General features: G+C 37.2%; 16 protein-coding genes. 8 read left to right on the top strand and 8 right to left on the bottom strand.

From position 1 onward, the window contains the following. Nucleotides 1-1,864 precede the first annotated feature (1,864 nt). Nucleotides 1,865-2,044 carry a hypothetical protein gene (locus tag GLW00_RS19780; RefSeq protein WP_160916920.1) on the top strand — a complete coding sequence of 60 codons (180 nt, stop codon included), beginning with the start codon at nucleotides 1,865-1,867 and terminating at the stop codon, nucleotides 2,042-2,044. A gap of 83 nt (nucleotides 2,045-2,127) precedes the next feature. On the opposite strand, the gene GLW00_RS19775 is transcribed toward GLW00_RS19780, so the two are convergent. The 3 genes from GLW00_RS19775 to GLW00_RS19765 all read right to left on the bottom strand — a co-directional run bounded on the left by GLW00_RS19775 (nucleotide 2,128) and on the right by GLW00_RS19765 (nucleotide 5,898). Then, nucleotides 2,128-3,123, bottom strand: a complete 996-nt coding sequence (locus tag GLW00_RS19775; RefSeq protein WP_160916918.1) for a DNA/RNA non-specific endonuclease — start codon at nucleotides 3,121-3,123, stop codon at nucleotides 2,128-2,130. 362 nt (nucleotides 3,124-3,485) lie between these two features. Then, nucleotides 3,486-5,177, bottom strand: coding sequence for a sensor histidine kinase (locus tag GLW00_RS19770; protein WP_160916916.1), 1,692 nt, complete (start codon nucleotides 5,175-5,177; stop codon nucleotides 3,486-3,488). Between the two features lies 1 nt (nucleotide 5,178). After that, on the bottom strand, nucleotides 5,179-5,898 hold the full coding sequence (locus GLW00_RS19765; RefSeq protein WP_160916948.1) for a response regulator transcription factor: 720 nt from the start codon (nucleotides 5,896-5,898) through the stop codon (nucleotides 5,179-5,181). 124 nt (nucleotides 5,899-6,022) lie between these two features. Here GLW00_RS19765 and GLW00_RS19760 point away from each other — a divergent pair, with 124 nt between their 5' ends. Together GLW00_RS19760 and GLW00_RS19755 are read left to right on the top strand one after the other, a co-directional pair. Next, nucleotides 6,023-6,706, top strand: coding sequence for an ABC transporter permease (locus GLW00_RS19760; RefSeq protein ID WP_160916914.1), 684 nt, complete (start codon nucleotides 6,023-6,025; stop codon nucleotides 6,704-6,706). Beyond that, on the top strand, nucleotides 6,706-7,623 hold the full coding sequence (locus GLW00_RS19755; protein WP_160916912.1) for an ABC transporter ATP-binding protein: 918 nt from the start codon (nucleotides 6,706-6,708) through the stop codon (nucleotides 7,621-7,623). Before GLW00_RS19760 ends, GLW00_RS19755 begins: the two co-directional genes overlap by 1 nt. Nucleotides 7,624-7,739: 116 nt before the next feature. Here the strand turns inward: GLW00_RS19755 and GLW00_RS19750 are convergent, their stop codons facing one another. Next, complete coding sequence (locus GLW00_RS19750; RefSeq protein ID WP_160916910.1) at nucleotides 7,740-7,946, bottom strand: hypothetical protein; 207 nt, start codon at nucleotides 7,944-7,946, stop codon at nucleotides 7,740-7,742. A gap of 289 nt (nucleotides 7,947-8,235) precedes the next feature. On the opposite strand from GLW00_RS19750, the gene GLW00_RS19745 reads away from it, so the two are divergent. Together GLW00_RS19745 and GLW00_RS19740 are read left to right on the top strand one after the other, a co-directional pair. Further along, nucleotides 8,236-8,415 carry a hypothetical protein gene (locus tag GLW00_RS19745; RefSeq protein WP_160916908.1) on the top strand — a complete coding sequence of 60 codons (180 nt, stop codon included), beginning with the start codon at nucleotides 8,236-8,238 and terminating at the stop codon, nucleotides 8,413-8,415. A 24-nt stretch (nucleotides 8,416-8,439) separates the two neighbouring features. Then, on the top strand, nucleotides 8,440-9,123 hold the full coding sequence (locus GLW00_RS19740; protein WP_160916906.1) for an ATP-binding cassette domain-containing protein: 684 nt from the start codon (nucleotides 8,440-8,442) through the stop codon (nucleotides 9,121-9,123). Between the two features lie 1,472 nt (nucleotides 9,124-10,595). Here GLW00_RS19740 and GLW00_RS19735 read toward each other — a convergent pair. The 4 genes from GLW00_RS19735 to GLW00_RS19720 are packed head-to-tail and all read right to left on the bottom strand — an operon-like array spanning nucleotide 10,596 to nucleotide 13,382. After that, nucleotides 10,596-11,324, bottom strand: coding sequence for a LytR/AlgR family response regulator transcription factor (locus tag GLW00_RS19735; protein WP_160916904.1), 729 nt, complete (start codon nucleotides 11,322-11,324; stop codon nucleotides 10,596-10,598). After that, nucleotides 11,311-11,436 carry a cyclic lactone autoinducer peptide gene (locus GLW00_RS19730; protein WP_160916902.1) on the bottom strand — a complete coding sequence of 42 codons (126 nt, stop codon included), beginning with the start codon at nucleotides 11,434-11,436 and terminating at the stop codon, nucleotides 11,311-11,313. Before GLW00_RS19730 ends, GLW00_RS19735 begins: the two co-directional genes overlap by 14 nt. Before the next feature lie 21 nt (nucleotides 11,437-11,457). Further along, a complete protein-coding gene (locus GLW00_RS19725; protein WP_160916900.1) occupies nucleotides 11,458-12,102 on the bottom strand; it encodes an accessory gene regulator ArgB-like protein in 645 nt (214 codons plus the stop codon). Continuing rightward, on the bottom strand, nucleotides 12,099-13,382 hold the full coding sequence (locus tag GLW00_RS19720; RefSeq protein WP_160916898.1) for a sensor histidine kinase: 1,284 nt from the start codon (nucleotides 13,380-13,382) through the stop codon (nucleotides 12,099-12,101). The genes GLW00_RS19725 and GLW00_RS19720 overlap by 4 nt, the downstream gene beginning before the upstream one ends. 223 nt (nucleotides 13,383-13,605) lie before the next feature. Here GLW00_RS19720 and GLW00_RS19715 point away from each other — a divergent pair, with 223 nt between their 5' ends. The 3 genes from GLW00_RS19715 to GLW00_RS19705 all read left to right on the top strand — a co-directional run bounded on the left by GLW00_RS19715 (nucleotide 13,606) and on the right by GLW00_RS19705 (nucleotide 16,176). Beyond that, entirely contained in the window at nucleotides 13,606-13,839 is a 234-nt protein-coding gene (locus GLW00_RS19715; RefSeq protein WP_202412587.1) for a response regulator transcription factor, read from the top strand. Between the two features lie 1,007 nt (nucleotides 13,840-14,846). Then, nucleotides 14,847-15,653, top strand: coding sequence for a ParA family protein (locus tag GLW00_RS19710; RefSeq protein WP_335808498.1), 807 nt, complete (start codon nucleotides 14,847-14,849; stop codon nucleotides 15,651-15,653). A gap of 1 nt (nucleotide 15,654) precedes the next feature. After that, entirely contained in the window at nucleotides 15,655-16,176 is a 522-nt protein-coding gene (locus GLW00_RS19705; protein ID WP_160916896.1) for a hypothetical protein, read from the top strand. Nucleotides 16,177-16,548 lie beyond the last annotated feature (372 nt).

Below are 16,548 nucleotides of genomic sequence, written 5' to 3'. Positions count from 1 at the left end.
TATCGGAGTTGCTACTAAGTTTAAACTCAAGACCTTTTGTGGGGGGGCTTGATCTTTTCCCGTTTATTTTTTGTGGAATGTGGTAGGATAGTAGTGACAAATCATATAATAAAAATGACCATAGCCTCAACTGTGGTCTAGCAGATCCCCCATTCTTGATAGGGGGTTGGCGTTATCTAAGCTACAAAGAAAAAATAGCCCTTACCCGTTTCTGTCAGGATCAGGGGGGCTATTTTTTTTGTTTAATATAGAGACAATAAGTGCCATTGATTAATTTCTTGTATTTTTACGTGAGCTCCTCAGGTTGCTTGAACCTTTTATTATTTTTAAACGATATAAGTATTACATATTGAGTAATACTTAAGTGTAATATGAAAATTTGTTTTGCCATAGTAATAGCTCAATGTAGGAGGACCATCCTCCAAACTGATGTACATACAAATATTCTTTTCGTGTGTGTACGAACAAAGCGGCGGAGCTTTGTTCAGGGAGCATACGGCTCATTAAGATGCTTTTTACCTAAACGGACGCAGCGTTCCAGATGGATCGCTGCGGGAGAGAAGGAGAGGTCTTGCACTTGACCTTGGAATAGAAAGCGACGAACAGGAGCTTTCGAATGAGCAGTCCGAAGGACCAAGAACAGGGACGCGTAAGCGTTCATGTTCGCAGTGAGGGGGACGGTCAGCTATGCTGACTGACAAACACCCGTAGGGTGGCTTGTCATACGTTCTCCTTATGCTCTTTCCCCTACACGTCTCGAAAGTTAGCCAACCGAGGCGCAACCCGGCGCGAACCCCTGGGGCGACTGGCGTAGCGACATACCGGAGCGAGAGGCGTGCTGACTAACTCAGTTAGTCTACCCCCGATAAACCGCGCCGTTAAGCGATTCGCAAAGTTAGTCAACGCCTCTCCGGCTAAAATCGCGTATGACGAGTTAGTCAGCCCATTTCAGCGCGATTTCCGTCCCGAAATGCCCTTGAGAGGGACGAGATGCAGGAAGAATGACGCGCCGGGATTTGGGCTTGCAGGGGCGTAGCGTAGGACGCCCCGGAAAGGCCGAGACATATTCGATAAGAGAAGGGGAGCTGCCAGAAAAGGGTGTAGGGGAAGCTGTCAAAAAGGTGTTCGAGGAGCGCCAGCGGATCGGCAGAAAAGACCTTCAAGAAAGGTTCCTGGAGTCCGACAGCGCGGACGACGCGAGGCGGTTGTATGTCAAAAAATCGTTCTCTGTACGTACCGATTCGGAGAAGAGGGACGAGCAAAAAAGTCAGGAAAAACCACCGGAGCGGAGGAAGGCTCCGCGCTGCTCGGATGTAAGGATCTTGCGTGAATTCTTGGCGGGAAGCCCGGAGCGGTTATACGAGCGAAAGCGAGAGAAGGCAAAAAGAACCACCGACGGGCGCGGGACCCGCCACGAAGACACGCGCTTGCTCTTAAAACGTTGTCCGCACAGTGGTTTCACGCTCTGTTACCCTTGAGAGAACGCCCCTCTGCTGACCGAAAAAAGACCGTTATCCTGGGGTGGGATAACGGTCCGGGGTTCACGTTGCGTCAGACGATAGCCGTCTGGTCCTTAAAGAGAGTCGGTTTGGTCTGGTGATTCAAAAAAAAGAAAGGTTTTCATGCCGTGTGACATTCCATGCGAATCCCGGTGCGCATCTCGTACTGCATCAAATACATATCCGATGCGACAGCATAAAACATACGTATCCCGTGACGTCATCCATGCACATGCCATACGCACGTCATCCCGCACCGTATGCACATAATCGATGTATTTACGATATGTCTCATGAGATACGCACACCATGCGACACACCGTATGAGACTCCGATGAGCAACGACCTTACGCACGACGTTTCACATGACATACGCATGGCGTGCGACATGGTATAAACAGACACATAAGGTGCGGCATCCCGTGCCGACCTCCTGTGCAGGATTTTCGTCATGGGGTTCTGCATGCCGTGCGATACGTCATGCACATGACTTCTATGCGTATGTCGTCACGTACCGGATGCTGATGGCGTACGACACGCTATGAACGTGCCGTAGATAAAAAAAAGAACCGAAAGCCTCGGTTAAGAGACAATCGGTTCTTTGTGTTAGGCGGGAGGGACGAGGGACTTATTCTCCTACCATCCCATCTCCATCTCTATCGTCCATGTGAGGATATAACCAGTGGTCGCTGGTAATCGGCATACTGAAACCCGCATCTTTTGCTTCCTGGATCGTCACCTGGCCATTGCCATTTGCATCAACGCTGGAAACATCCCCTTCGCCCGTGGACCCGGTTGAATCACTGGAACTATTCGCACCAGATGAATCCGAGGAGTCGTCACCGGTAAGTCCAAGGGATTCATTGACGTCATCCGGATTGACATTATCGAAGGTATCGACTACTTCATTGCCTTGTATCGTATACGTATATTCATAATGGGACGGAATCTGTGTGTTCGTATCCGGATAGGTGATGATGGCTTCAAAATTTGTCGCGCCTCCGGCGTCCCGGATGGCATCTTCCATGTAGGCTTGATCCCCGTGGCGGTTCAGCGTACTTTCCTGTGGTGTAATGTTATACGCATTGGAGACGCCTCCGAGCGAGTCCGCAATGACATGTCCTTGATCCAACTGGTCACTCTCGACACCAGGCACTTGAGCTTCATCCCAATAGTACCTTCCGGATGAGACGACCGGCTCTGTATCGTCGTCCTGCAGAGTGATTTCCTCTGCCACAACTCTTACCAACTGACCGTGTTCATTGGTGAAAGCCCAGTATTCCCGGTCCCCGAATCCAATATCCACGACAACGTTCGCTTCCCGATCGCCACTCTGGTCGCCACCATCCACCTCTATTCGGTCATAGCCCGAGAAGAGGTCTTCATTCGCATCAGCGGCCGGTTCTTCCTCTTCCGGCTCATCAACAGCGGCCGGAGCGGCATCTTCTTCTTGCTGTTCTTCTTCTCCTTGTTCATCTTGCTTGTTTTCATCTGCCTGCGCTGTCGTTTCCTCTTGCGCATCGGCGGTTTCATTTCCGGTGGACGTATCCTCTGCATTGTCAGTGCAACCGACGATAAAGATGGTCAGCAGGACCATCACGATGTAATTCCATTTTCTTTTCATTCCAACACCTCTTCTTGTGATTTGCCCTCTTTATGTACATGGGACTCGTATCCAAATATACTATATTTCTCAAAGGAACGGTCACGCGATTGTCATTCATAATAGAATGATTCCTGCTGTTTTCTATTCATCCGGATCGGGTGTCACACAAGGTTTCGGCGTCAGCAGGAGAGAACTTCAAGAAAGCCTCCTGGAGTCCGACAGCGCGGACGACGCGAGGCGGTTCCATGCTAAGATGAAAAGACGTAAGAAGACATCACATCAATTCGAAGCAAGTTAAAGTTTTTCATGTTCGAAACTTGAAAAACTTTAGTAAGAGCATTCAGGTTCATGCTTGTCTTCACTTTTGATTTTCAGAAGACTCACTCTTCCATATTTATTGGAAACTCCATTAGGATTTGTGTGCCCTCGTTCTGCTCACTTTCAACCTTTATGCTCCCTTGATGGGCTTCGACTAATTGTTTGGTAATAGCTAAACCTAATCCCGATCCGTTTTGGCTGTCTGTAGATGCCGTACCTCTATAGTATCGATCAAAGAGATTATCGATAGTTTCTTGATCCATGCCAACCCCGTTATCTTGAATGACTATATAAAATGATTGAAAATCATTTACTAGTTTCACTGCTATATAGGGATCTTGATAGTTATATTTCACGGCATTAGCTAGTAAATTATCCATGATTCGTTTAAACCATTTAGGATCTATAGGAGCATTGATTCTACGATTTGTTTGATTAAGAAAATCGATATGCGCTGATTCAAAGCTCGGGTTATTTAAAAATGACACTACACATCCTTGAATAAATGATGCAATATCTACTTTTTCTTTTGCCAAAGGCAAGGCATTGTATTTTAGTTTGTAGGTTAAACTTAAATCTTCTATTAACTCATTCATGTATTCACTTTTATGTTTAAGAGTTGCCCCAATTCCATTCAATTCTTCCTTTGACCATTCATAATCAGGATTTTCTAATAGTAGGGAATATCCCATGACAGAGCTTAATGGCGTTTTTAGATCATGTGATAAACCAGAAATCCACTCCTCCCGCATAGTAATTAATTCTTGATCTCTTTTCTTGCTTTTGTCCAATTCATTAGTCAAAAGATTTAATGATTCAAAAATTTCTCGAAATACACCAGGTGCTCTTTTTCTTCTATTGATATACCCAAACCTAGGTTTAGAAGGAGGGGTTAATTTTCCTTCAGATAAATTCTCAATCCAATCGATCATATGAATAATTGGCTTGCCCCATTTATTTGCATGCCAATAGGATAAAAGAAACAGAGAGAGAATAACACATAGCAAAAAGATTCCTAAGTTAATAATGACCGAAAAACCCAATTTGTCATCCAAAGTCCACGATCCGTTAGAGTGGTTTATTGGAACACCTATAATTAACATATGGCCTTGGATAATCTTCGTTGCGGTGTCAAAATTCTTTTCTGATTTACTTGAACTTAGAACTTCCAACACTTGCGGGGTACCACTTAAATTAAATGCCTTTTGAATTTGTCCACTCTTATCATAAAGAGCAAACCAACCATTGACCTCATTAAGTTTAGTTTGTATGTTTTGAAAGCTTTGTTCTTGAGTGTTCTTGACCTCATTGATTAAGGTATGACTAATCGAAGGATGGCCATATAGAGCAACAAGCTGCTTATTATCCAAATTCCAGTGAACATACTCGTAATCTGAATGGACCTCTTCTTTGGAAATACGAATAAGATCGGTCACAGTATAGTGGTTTGGAATCTGGGATGGAGTATGAACGGAATCGACCACTTCGCCGCTATTGGCATCAATGAGTTGCAACCACCCCTCATTTCTTTTCACATTCTCTTCTAATCTATTGTTGATTTGTACTTCTGTTTTATCGGGGAATTCTAAATTACTCACTATGTAATCCTCTGTAGCCCTTGTAAAATCCGTATCATACTCATATTTCGTTAAAGACTGATACAAATAAACAAAGAAACCTGTAATCAACAGTAAACTAACAATAAGGAAAGTGACGTGTTGAGAAACAAACTGACGTGTTAACTTTCTCTTCATCTTACTTAGGTCTCACTAACTTATAACCTAAGCCTCTTATCGTTTTAATAAATATTGGCTTAGATGGATTGGGTTCAATTTTTTCCCTGAGTTTTCGAATATGTACAATGATTGTGTTATTTTCTACGAAATCTCCATGCCTTCCCCACACATGCTCATAAATTTGGTCTTTACTTAAAATTTGTCCTTCATGCTTACAGAAGTATAGAAGCAAACGAAATAAATGAGCAGAACAATCAACAGGACATCCATTTACGCTTAATTCAGCCGACTTTCGATCGACTTGAAAATAACCAAAATCAAACCTATCCTTTTCATTCGAAGAATGGAGGGGTTGACTTTGACTAATTCGTTTAAGGGTAGCTTTAGCTCTTGCTACTACTTCCAAAGGATTGAATGGCTTGGTAATATAGTCGTCCGCACCGTAAGCGAACCCCGTAAGTTTATCTAGATCAGATCCTTTCGCAGTTAGGAAAAACACCGGGCATTCAGTCTGTTTTCTTATGGACGGGATAATATCAAATCCCGACTTTCCTGGGAGCATCACATCAAGGATAATTAAGTCAAAAGCTTTGTCTTGTACAAGCTTCAGTGCTTGTTCAGCATTACTACAAGTAGATATATTTGAGAAATTCTCTTTTGAAAAAGTTAAACGCAGCATCTGTAAAATGTCCTGATCATCATCGACAATCAGAATTTTGTGTTGGTCTTTATAATTCATCATAGTATCGGTCATCCTCATTTCACTTAACTTCAAATTATATCCATTAATGTAATGTTAATGTAGGCTTCACTTCATGTAAATCTTGGCATAATATCCTTGATTTATAAAGGGGGAAAAAGAAATGTGGGCCATTTCAACTCATGAATTTAAAAACTTATTTAAAAGTATCAAAGCTATTGTAATCGTAGTTTTCTTAACAGGGATGTCATTACTTGTTGCTTCATTAGCAGAAAATTTCGCAAATCAGTTTGGAGATATTAACACGGAAGGGCATTATACCGCAGGATTAAGTGCAACCATTATCTTTTTTGGAATGCTGTTCGTCTTTATCTTATCTCACGATACCATTAGTAGTGAAGCACAAAACCGTACCATGAGATTTTTAGTGAATAAAACATCTCGAAGATCCATCGTTATGGGTAAAGCGTTAGGAATCACTTTATTTTGGCTTACCTCGGTTTTAATTTCATTGGTCATTGTTTCATTAGTGGCTAAACAGTTTTTCTTTGAAACTTTTTTACAGTGTTCAGTATTTCTATTTTATGGAGCATGTACAGCTTTGCTGATTTCATCTTTAAGTAAAAAAGGATCGGAATCCCTTTTCTTCGGGATTATTGTTTCCATATTACTACCGGCAATTAGTTTCGCAACTGTGTTTATTGACACTGTTTGGATCCAGTGGGTGAAGTATTTAACGCCTTATTACTATATGGATTTATCCATTGCGTATCTTCCTATTGTTTGTCTGTTATCAATAATCATTTTAACTGTTTCAATAAAAATATTTGAAAGAAGGGATTTGTGATGAATATTATTGAAGTTAACGACCTATCAAAGTCGTTTGGTAATAAAAATGTGGTAAACGGAATTACAATGAAGGTAAACAAAGGAGAAATTTATGGTTTTTTAGGTCGCAATGGTGCTGGGAAAAGTACTTTCATAAATATGCTGACTGGCATTATCAATCCTTCATCCGGTAGTTTCTCTTTATTAGGAGAAGATAAGATTGATCGAGTAAAGAATAGAATAGGTGTTTTACCTGATTACTCATCTTTTTATGATTCAATGACGGCTTACAATCACTTGAGATTTTTTAGCCGTATCCAGGGTTTTAATCCAACGAAAGAGATTATTGAACACACATTAGAAACCGTAGGGTTAGAAAAGGCAAAAAAGAAAAAGCTAAGTCAGTTTTCATTCGGGATGAAAAAGAAACTGGGGATCGCTCAAGCCATTATCAATGAACCAGAACTCTTATTCCTAGATGAACCAACATCTGGGGTAGATGTAGAATCCGCCATTCAAATAAAAGAATTAATAGATAAGCTAAATAAAAACGGCCAAACAATTTTTATGACTTCTCATAATTTAAATGAGGTAGAGGATATTTGCACCAAAATCGGCATCATGAAAAATGGTGAAATTCACTCCGAGGGCACATTACGTGAATTGAAGACTACGTATCAATCATCATTGACAGCGCAAATAAAAGTAGGTCCAGCGATTAATAAACATGCCCGACAAGAAATTGACCAATTCTTAAATAATGAATTTCAACAATTCGATTGGGAAGATAACCGTTTAATTGTAAATATACAAGAAGAAGACGATATACCTGTACTAATCAGAATGCTCATAAACAAAAAAATTGATATATATAGTGTGCATTTAATTGAGCCGACATTGGAAGAAGTATTTTTAGAACGTGATGTAGCTATCTAAATTTAGAACCACTAAAAAAAGCCCCTCAAGAGAGGGGCTTAACAGATTAATGGTTGTTAAATTCAATCAACATAGATAACACAATAGCATTAGGCACTTCTTATGTACCTATTAGATTACATTAAACCTGCTGCTTCTAGAGCTTCTTTAACAATTTCAAGAACGTACCAATGGTTTGCTAGCCATTTTGCGAAAGCATAAAGACCTGCTTCCCATGCTTCTCTAAGTGAATCATAATATTTAGCTGCACCTGATTTAATCGCTTTCCATGCTTTGCTACCATATTTCGCTATTACTCTACCAATTTTTAATGCTAAAGTCATTTTTAATCACCTCTTAATAAATTTTTGTTAATGCTATTGCGTTATCTCTGGTGACAATATTACATGGAAATTTTTTTAAAAAAAGGGTTTTTGTGGTATGTTGCGGAAATACGAAAACTCGATATAATGGTGTCGATTTATTCGAGGAATCCGTATTACCATAGAGATGTTAATAGGATTTCTTTGTAAGGGAATCGTCAATAGGTATGTAGTTTTAAACAAACTAGAATGTTAAGCTTTAAATGATTAAATATCGATATTTCTTAAATTCACGGAAGGAATGATTGAAATGAAGGGAATTGTAAGAGCTTTTGAGGTTTTATTTTTAATATCAGTAATATGCTTGATTGCAGGTACATTAGGTATCGAATCCCTACAAGAGTTGAGGATTACTTTTCTAATACTTGGGGGAGCTTCATTTATCCTAAGCACCATCTTAAGAAAGCAAGTTAAAATGTCGGAAGAATAAACTTAAACAAGAGGATGTTACTATATGTCATTTTTGAAAGTAAATAGATTAAAGAAAACTTTTGGAAGTAAGATTATTCTTGATGGATTAAACTTAGAGATAAATGAACCAAGTATAGTAGCAATCATAGGGAATAACGGAGTTGGGAAAAGTGTGTTTCTTAGTTGTCTTCTTAATTATCTGGATTCCGACCATGGAAGCATCCAAGTCTTAGGTCATTCGGTGGATGACCATCTCTTTTTAAGAACCAACACAGCTTTTGTTTCTTCTGATCATCAGGAACATTTGTATAAAATCACTCCTAGGGAGTATTTTAATTTAATCATTTCAATATACAATTTGAATCAAGATGCATCGACAACCAAATATGAGAAATATATGAAAGACCTAGAATTAACCAAAGAGATGGACTCTTCTTTTAATGCTCTTTCTTTTGGTACGAAGAAAAAAGTACAGTTGATAGGATGCTTGTTATTCAACCCTCCTATCCTTGTATGTGATGAAATATTTGAAGGATTAGACTTTGAAGCTGTTAAATGGGTGAAAGACACCTTTATCGATAGAAAAAGGGCTGGATTAGTGACACTATTCACCAGCCATATTATTCAACATGTTGAGGATGCTTCTGATGAAATCTATCGTCTAAGAGATGGAAAGCTAAGCTCCCATCACTTAATGAAAGAAAAGGATAGTGTATATGAAGTTTGAAGCTTACAAGAAACTATTTGACATCTATACAGAAGAGAACCCTTCCTCAATAACCAAAACTATAATAAAAATATCTGGACTCACAGTTTTTTGGCTTATACTTTTATTAATCTTATTTAAGGTTTTCGCAGTCTCCGTTAATGCATTTATGTACTGGTACATAGGAATATATTTTGTTTTAGAATTACTTTTACTTTTTGCATACCTGGTTCTCTATGAAAGTACCTCTCACATTATCGGCTTTTCTCGAACAGTCCCAATAAATGCACACCAGTTTTATTTTTACCATTTTATATTGAGTAGCTTGAAGGTTGAATATATAGCCGAATATCTTATCGTTTCACTTTTTTTGATTGCAATAGGCACTCCTCTAATCCCAATAATTTCTTTAATCATGATTTTGGTAGGTATGAAGTTTATAAGAAATTATGGAGAGTTTTTTATTTACTGGATGAAAAAACGCGAAGTAACCTTTCCCTATTGGAGCATCATATTCTTTTGTATAATGATCTTCGTATATTTGGGATCAGGGCACCTATTATCATTGATCAGTAATTTCGCTTTTACTCTCAATGCGTTAGTTATCATCACAATAACTCTGAGTTTAATTGCGCTAATAACTTACCCTGTTATTATTAATGAACTTCTAAGAGATAATCACTCCAACACAAACACTTATAAATTCAATCAATTTACAGGGTGGATAGCTTCCAAGTTCAGCCTCATTTTTCGAATGAACAAGCAGCTTCAATCATTGGTCAAGTATAATGGCATCCGTTTGTTGAGAAACCCTAAATACATAGGAATGATGCTGAGAATGAATTCGACAATCTTGCTCTTCCTAACCTTGAATAAATATATATTTTCCGACACCACTCAAGATTCTAAAGATGTATTGTTTAACGTACTCTATATCAGCTTTATCCTATGCTTACTCAACCTAAGTAACGTTAAACTAACCTTTAAATTAAATGAGAAACAAAAATTAGACTTCTTCCCCGTAAATTTAAATATGGAGAGAGTTTCATTGGATGTTGTGAATGGAATATTTATATTCTTGAATTTTTCCTTCTTAATGACTCTTTACAATGTGGTTCATTCAGTGCCTTTAGTTCATATTTTCACAAGCGTTATAGCGTTTATCTGCTTTTTCATGCTTGGCTTAATTTTAGAGAGCACCTATATTTATCATGTAACTAAAAAGATTAAAGTTATAAACTATATCCTATTCTTTACATTAGGGATTGCATTAGAAGTTGCATTTGTTTCTTTGATTGACTGGGGCATGCAACTAATAGTGATGCTCACTCTAATGCTAATAGTTTATAGTGTACGTTATAAATTTCCTTATCTCCTTGTACTAAAAAATAAGAAGAATGAATCGACAAACAAAGGAAAGAAACCTCTGGTAAATAATTAAAAAAACACCCGTAACACTATGTTAAATAGGTACGGGTGTTTTATTAGAACATTTAGAGTTCTTTAATTCGCTTTCTTAATTCTTGATACTTATACTTGCTTACACTTATAAGCTTTTCCGTATCTTGAAGTCGTAAGTTATAAGATTTCATCAATTCATCTGGCTGAATCGCTACAATTTTATCAAGGGGAACTAAGTACGACTGATGACACCTAAAAAACCCATTACCTTTAAGTTGATCCTCCAGTTTATTCAACCCAGCATTTGTTTTAATAGTAGATTCTGATAAATGGATAACAGATTTTTTAAGCTTTTTTTCAATAAAAGTGATGTCCTTAACGTCAACTAAAACAAAACTTCGATCAGATTGAACACCAATTTTTCTTTGTTTTTTTTCAGAAGCCAGGTGAACAAGCTTACTTAGAGTTTGTTTTAATCGAAGCGCATTTAAGGGCTTAGTCAAAAAATCTTCCGGGTAATACTTGTATCCTTTCAAAGCAAAATCTTCATACGCACTGTAGAAAATGATTTTAGTTTTTGGATTGTTATCTTTTAAGTGTCGGGCTATATCAAACCCATTGTAATGAGGCATATTAATATCAATAATAGCCACGTCAATATCCTCATGTTCAGACAAACATTTAAGTAAATCTGAAATATCAGTGGTAGCAAGGAGAAGATTAGCCTCAGGCACTACAGATATAGCCTCTTCCAAGTCCTTTAAGCTCTGAATATCATCATCAATCGCTACTATATTTAAACTACCCTTATTCTTTTTCATCTTCTTCTGGAAGATCAGGTTCATATGCAAACCAAAAACAGCTAGCTACTGAAGAAAATGATTTTGCTTTAAGAGAGATGATTGCTATCATCCTTGTTACTATTTTTTTCATCACACTCACCCTTATCATTTATTATTTTCCTGTTATTGTTGCTTGTCTATCCGGAATTATTTTATCAATAAAAGCGAAAAGATTTTTTCCAAATGACGTTAAGGTTAGGGTTTGTACTAATAAAGAGAACCATATAACAAATGTCTCTACAGTTGATCCCCAAATAACCCCTACCATTAATAAGCAAATAAACATCGCTATAGAAATTCCTTTTAGTTGATGCCTCTGTCGTCTACTAAATGAATTTGATTTTTTATTTAAGATAGGAGCTTTAAAACACACGATTGTCAAAGATATTCCAAGAAAAAGATGCATAAGATTAACGTTTTGACTTATGACCTCATAAAAATGCTTACTTATAAAAGATATTGTAAAAATTTGTATGGAACTTAATAGTAAACATCTAAAATAACCTTTTAAATGGGCCCCTCCAGAAAACATTCGAAGAATTGCACCTGTCAATAAAGCAATTATCCCTTCTTTAAATACTCCAAAAGGAATGGTTAATATCAGTACTACCAACAGTTGATTTACACCGGATAAAATCCATTCCAGACCATAACGAATTTCATCTTTTCGGGTACGAAGATCCGAATTGTAATGAATAATTTTCTCTGCCGTGATTTGGGCAATTGTATTAGGTTGTAAAAAATTTATTGTCCTCATCCCCTTAGAGGAATAGAGATATAAAAGTACACTAGGTCACCATAGAGATTTATAGATATATCCCCTTCATAGTCATCTAAAATCGCCTTAATAATATTTAACCCTTGTCCTGTGTTCCTTTGTTTTGTAGAGAAACCCAAATTGAATATTTGGTCAAAATTTTCTTCAAACACTTTTTCATCCACAAAATTGCTAATTTCGAATTGAATACAATCTCCTCGTTTGCTGACTTTAAAGTTAACTGATCTTTTTTCCTCATCTAAGTCTTTCGCTGCTTCAATAGAGTTGCTCAATATATTCCCCAATAATCTGTTGGTCTCGAATATTTTGCAAGGGAGATCCGATAAATCATCATAGATGTGATAGGAAACTTCAACACCTTCTCTACTTCCTTTTTCTTTATACGCAAGAAGCATTCCTGATACTGCATCAGATTGTATAGGTAAAACCTCACTTACATTTGAGGTTTCTTCTACCAATTCATTTATATATTCCTTACTGCTTTGAAATTTTTGAGATTGAATCAACTTTTGTACGGCTAAGAGATGATGAACCATATCATGCCTTTGCATACGGATAGCATTAATATAATTACTTAAGTCTTTATCGTATTGATTATCAATAGAAAGTGATAGATCTTCCATTGAGTTCTCATAACGGCGTTTCATGTGGAACGTGATTCCTAAGATTAAAAGGATGAGAGTGAAAGGCACATATACGTTGGTTTCACTCAAATTAAAATTATCAGTGTAAAACTCCCATAAGAAAAAAAGCAAAAATGCAAAAAGAAATAGTATCCAATCAACGAAAACGAAAGCACGTTTCCCTCTGAAAATAGTCAGATTATTGGGTAGATAAAGTATCAAATTAAACTTTTGAATTAAGATTATCAGTGTTAACACCAACATCCACTTAGGAATAGACGAACCTAATGGAAATGAGAAAAACCCCTGATCTCCATATTGATTTACTATAGGCAATGTCGTTACTTCGGCCAATAGCAATAAAATTGCCCCAACTAAAACAGCTGCTAAAGCCAGAACAAAACTTATATTTTTCATCATAAAGTGAATAAGTATTCCTGCTGACAAAATCATGACAATTAAGTAAAAAACAGGCGGAAAATCAGGTTTAATTAGAACTAATAAAATACTTTCGTAAAATGAAATTAACAATATAGATGACGCTCTGTTTTTAAGGGTAATACCAAAAATCTTGAAACCGGTAATGAGGATTAAACTTGTTTCTATCATCCCCCCCACAATTGATATGAGGCCCATTGAACATTCACCTCCCTCATACAATTTACCATATGTATGAGTCTTTTCTACAAGTAATTACCTATTTTTACATTTTAAGAGGATAAATGACTTTAGACAAAAGACTTAAATATATTCCTTATATGACCTAATAGTCTAATAATAGCCCCAATTAGGAACATGATAATAATACTACGAGCTCTTTTGCTACCATGGTATATGAAGAAATAAAGGAGGGACAAAATTGGAGAAAGAAGAGATAAAAGTTACCAGTTTAGAAAAAGAGATCATAGAACTGATTGCTCATGAAGTTCCAAATAAAGAGATTGCTAAAATTCTTTGCTATTCTCAGAGAAATATAGAGCATCAGATATCAAAGCTTTTTTACAAATTTGGAGTTCAAACAAGAGTTGGTCTTATTATCGCAACTATATCAATGGGTTTACTCGATTTATCTAAAATTAAGAAAGTAATTTAATGTACATAAATAAAAGACTTCCAGGGATATAGGAAGTCTTTTTAAGTGTTTTTCCATAACAAATAAATTATAATGGTCCTGATTGAATCCGTTTACAATCATTGATTGACCAGCGTTTCCCTTCTTTCTGTAAAAAATGAATGCATAACTGTCTTTTTCCTTTTTGTTCTTCGTATTCCTAACCTCTTGTTCAAATTATTTTTGATCGACATAAGCGTGTATCGTTCCCCTTTCAACATTGACACGCTCATAGTGCCTTTTTACTTCCCCAAAAAATGCTCTTTTAAATATACTAAATTTTCCCTTTAGAGTGTATAAAGACTTGCTAAAAACGAAAAAATGTTTCGTGAGGTTGTGTCTGATCCAACCACATTTCCTCAATTTGTGGCCTATAATACTTTTGAATTACTTCATGAATGGGACAGTCACCATTCATATCTGTATGATAAAGTAGACCAAATGTTTTTAACCTGAGATCAGCCAGGAAATCGAATTATGCGTCGTCTACGCAAAAAAGAGAGGGCGATATAGATGAGCAAACTGTATATTAAATCTAACTTCAGTGAAACGCTCTTAGAAGTGTCTTCATCCAAGGACGTAATAAGTGCTTATGAAGAGATAAAAAACAGCTTCCCAAGTATTGGACTGTCCGTTTTCGGAGCACAAGATATTTCCTCTCTGCGAAGGTCCCACCGTACCATGGAGACATCCCAAATTTCTAAAACAGTCCCCGAGTTTATTGCTACACTCCATCATCATTAGAACAAAAAAAAGACGTCTTTTGAAAGGCGTCTTTTTGCATGGATGGAGTTAATTTTGTCTTGTGAAATATAAGCTAAATAGTCACATACTGAAGAAAATTGTAATGTATTACATGAAAGTATTACATCTTACATAATATGATTAAGTTCTACGTTGACGCATCCCTATTACAAATATAGAATAAACTTATCTCTGATTGTTAAACATAGTTTAATAAATTCACTTAATAGAAAGGGGCTGTATGTGTGGCTGAGATTTACTCAATCAGCATGAACAAAGGCGGTGTTGGAAAAACCTCGCTTGTGACGAACCTGGCGTCTATTCTTGCTAAGAAATATAAGAAAAAGGTTCTGATTATTGATACGGACGCTCAAGGGAACAGCAGCATAGCGTTCGGGAAAAACCCTTATGATTTCGAATACACAATCTATGATGTCATGCTGGGTGAATGTACCCCGAAAGATGCCATCCGAACGATGAAACGAAATATCGATTTATTACCAGCGAACGATGACATGAACTTCTTGGAATTTGATGTCTTGCCGCACCTAGACAAGTACACCCGGCCTTATTACTTATTGAAAGACGGCATGAAAGATATCGATCAGGAATATGATTACATCTTTATCGACACCCCTCCATCCCTTGGATTCGTCGCGGGTAACTGTTTGACGTATGCGAACCATGTAATTATTCCGTTTGTACCTGAAATGTATGACGTTAAAGGTCTTATTCGTGTCGTGAAAGCCATCGCGGAGTTTAGAAATGACTATAACCCGTCCCTTAACGTCGCCGGCGTGATTGGTATGAAGGTGGAATCCAACACTGCCCTTCACTCCGAGATGCTGCAAGAAGCTAGAAAGTATTGCAATCAATCAGGCATTTATATGTATGAGACGGTAGTTCCGAAATCCATAGCGTTTGCGAAGGCTGTGGCATATAGCAACGTCCCGGCCATCCTCTCATCGGAGTCGAAAAACAAGCTCGTTAAATCCTACGATGAAGTCGCCAAAGAGTTCTTGATAAATAAACCAGTGAAAGGAAAGGTGTAATATGGCACGTAAAAACAAATCATTAGCAGGAGCCTTTACTCAATTTCAGGATCCTGAAGAAGAAAACGCAATCAAAAAAAGTAATCAACAATCGGAACAGGAAACGTCTGATGTAACGGAATTGAATAATCATGATGATGTTTCAGAAAATGAAATAATGAATAGTAACACTAAAGGTATTAAGAAAGATGTAACACAAGAACATAATACGGATGATAAAACCTCTTTCTCACACAGTAATACACAAACTGAAGCAACTCAGGAAAACGGTTCTGTTTTTCTAAAGCAAGAATCGTCTTCAAAAACTGTAAGAGATGTAAAAAACAATATTATGAGTATGTATGATGAAAAGAGTAAGAGGAAAACGGTTGAGGAAACGCACACAAGAACTACTTTCTTATTTGATAATGAATTAAAAAAAAGGCTTGATAAATTAGCAAAAAATAAGAGAGGGTTCAAGACACATTTCATAAATAGTGCGATTGAAGCTTTGCTTGATGAAATGGAAGATGTACAGAAATAAGGTGAAACGATCCTCCAACGGGGGATCGTTTTTTATTAGCGGCGTGTGTATTCTCGACGGCTATTCAATAAGGTTAATCCTTGATTTTTTGTGAACGCCGGCCGGAGGCTGGCGTAATCCTGAGATTTGTAAAAATAAAGCAAAAAGAGAGGTTAGCATATGATTAAGAAGTTCAGTTTTGGAGTACAAAATATGAAATAACATTACTTATAGCATACGAAATCGTATCATCATTCGAATGCTATTTTTGCGAAACCATATAAACAAGCCATATCGAATTATATATTCGTTATGGCTTGTTCGGAATAATATTTACTTTCAAATTTTCTTCGTATTATTCATCAAATTATCTTAGTGTTTTTTCTGTTTCTT

Origin of the sequence: Halobacillus litoralis, from assembly GCF_009856445.1 — a bacterium.
GTDB lineage: Bacteria > Bacillota > Bacilli > Bacillales > Halobacillaceae > Halobacillus > Halobacillus litoralis.
Note: the sequence above shows the minus strand (reverse complement) of the source record. Positions and strands in the feature narration are given on the sequence as shown.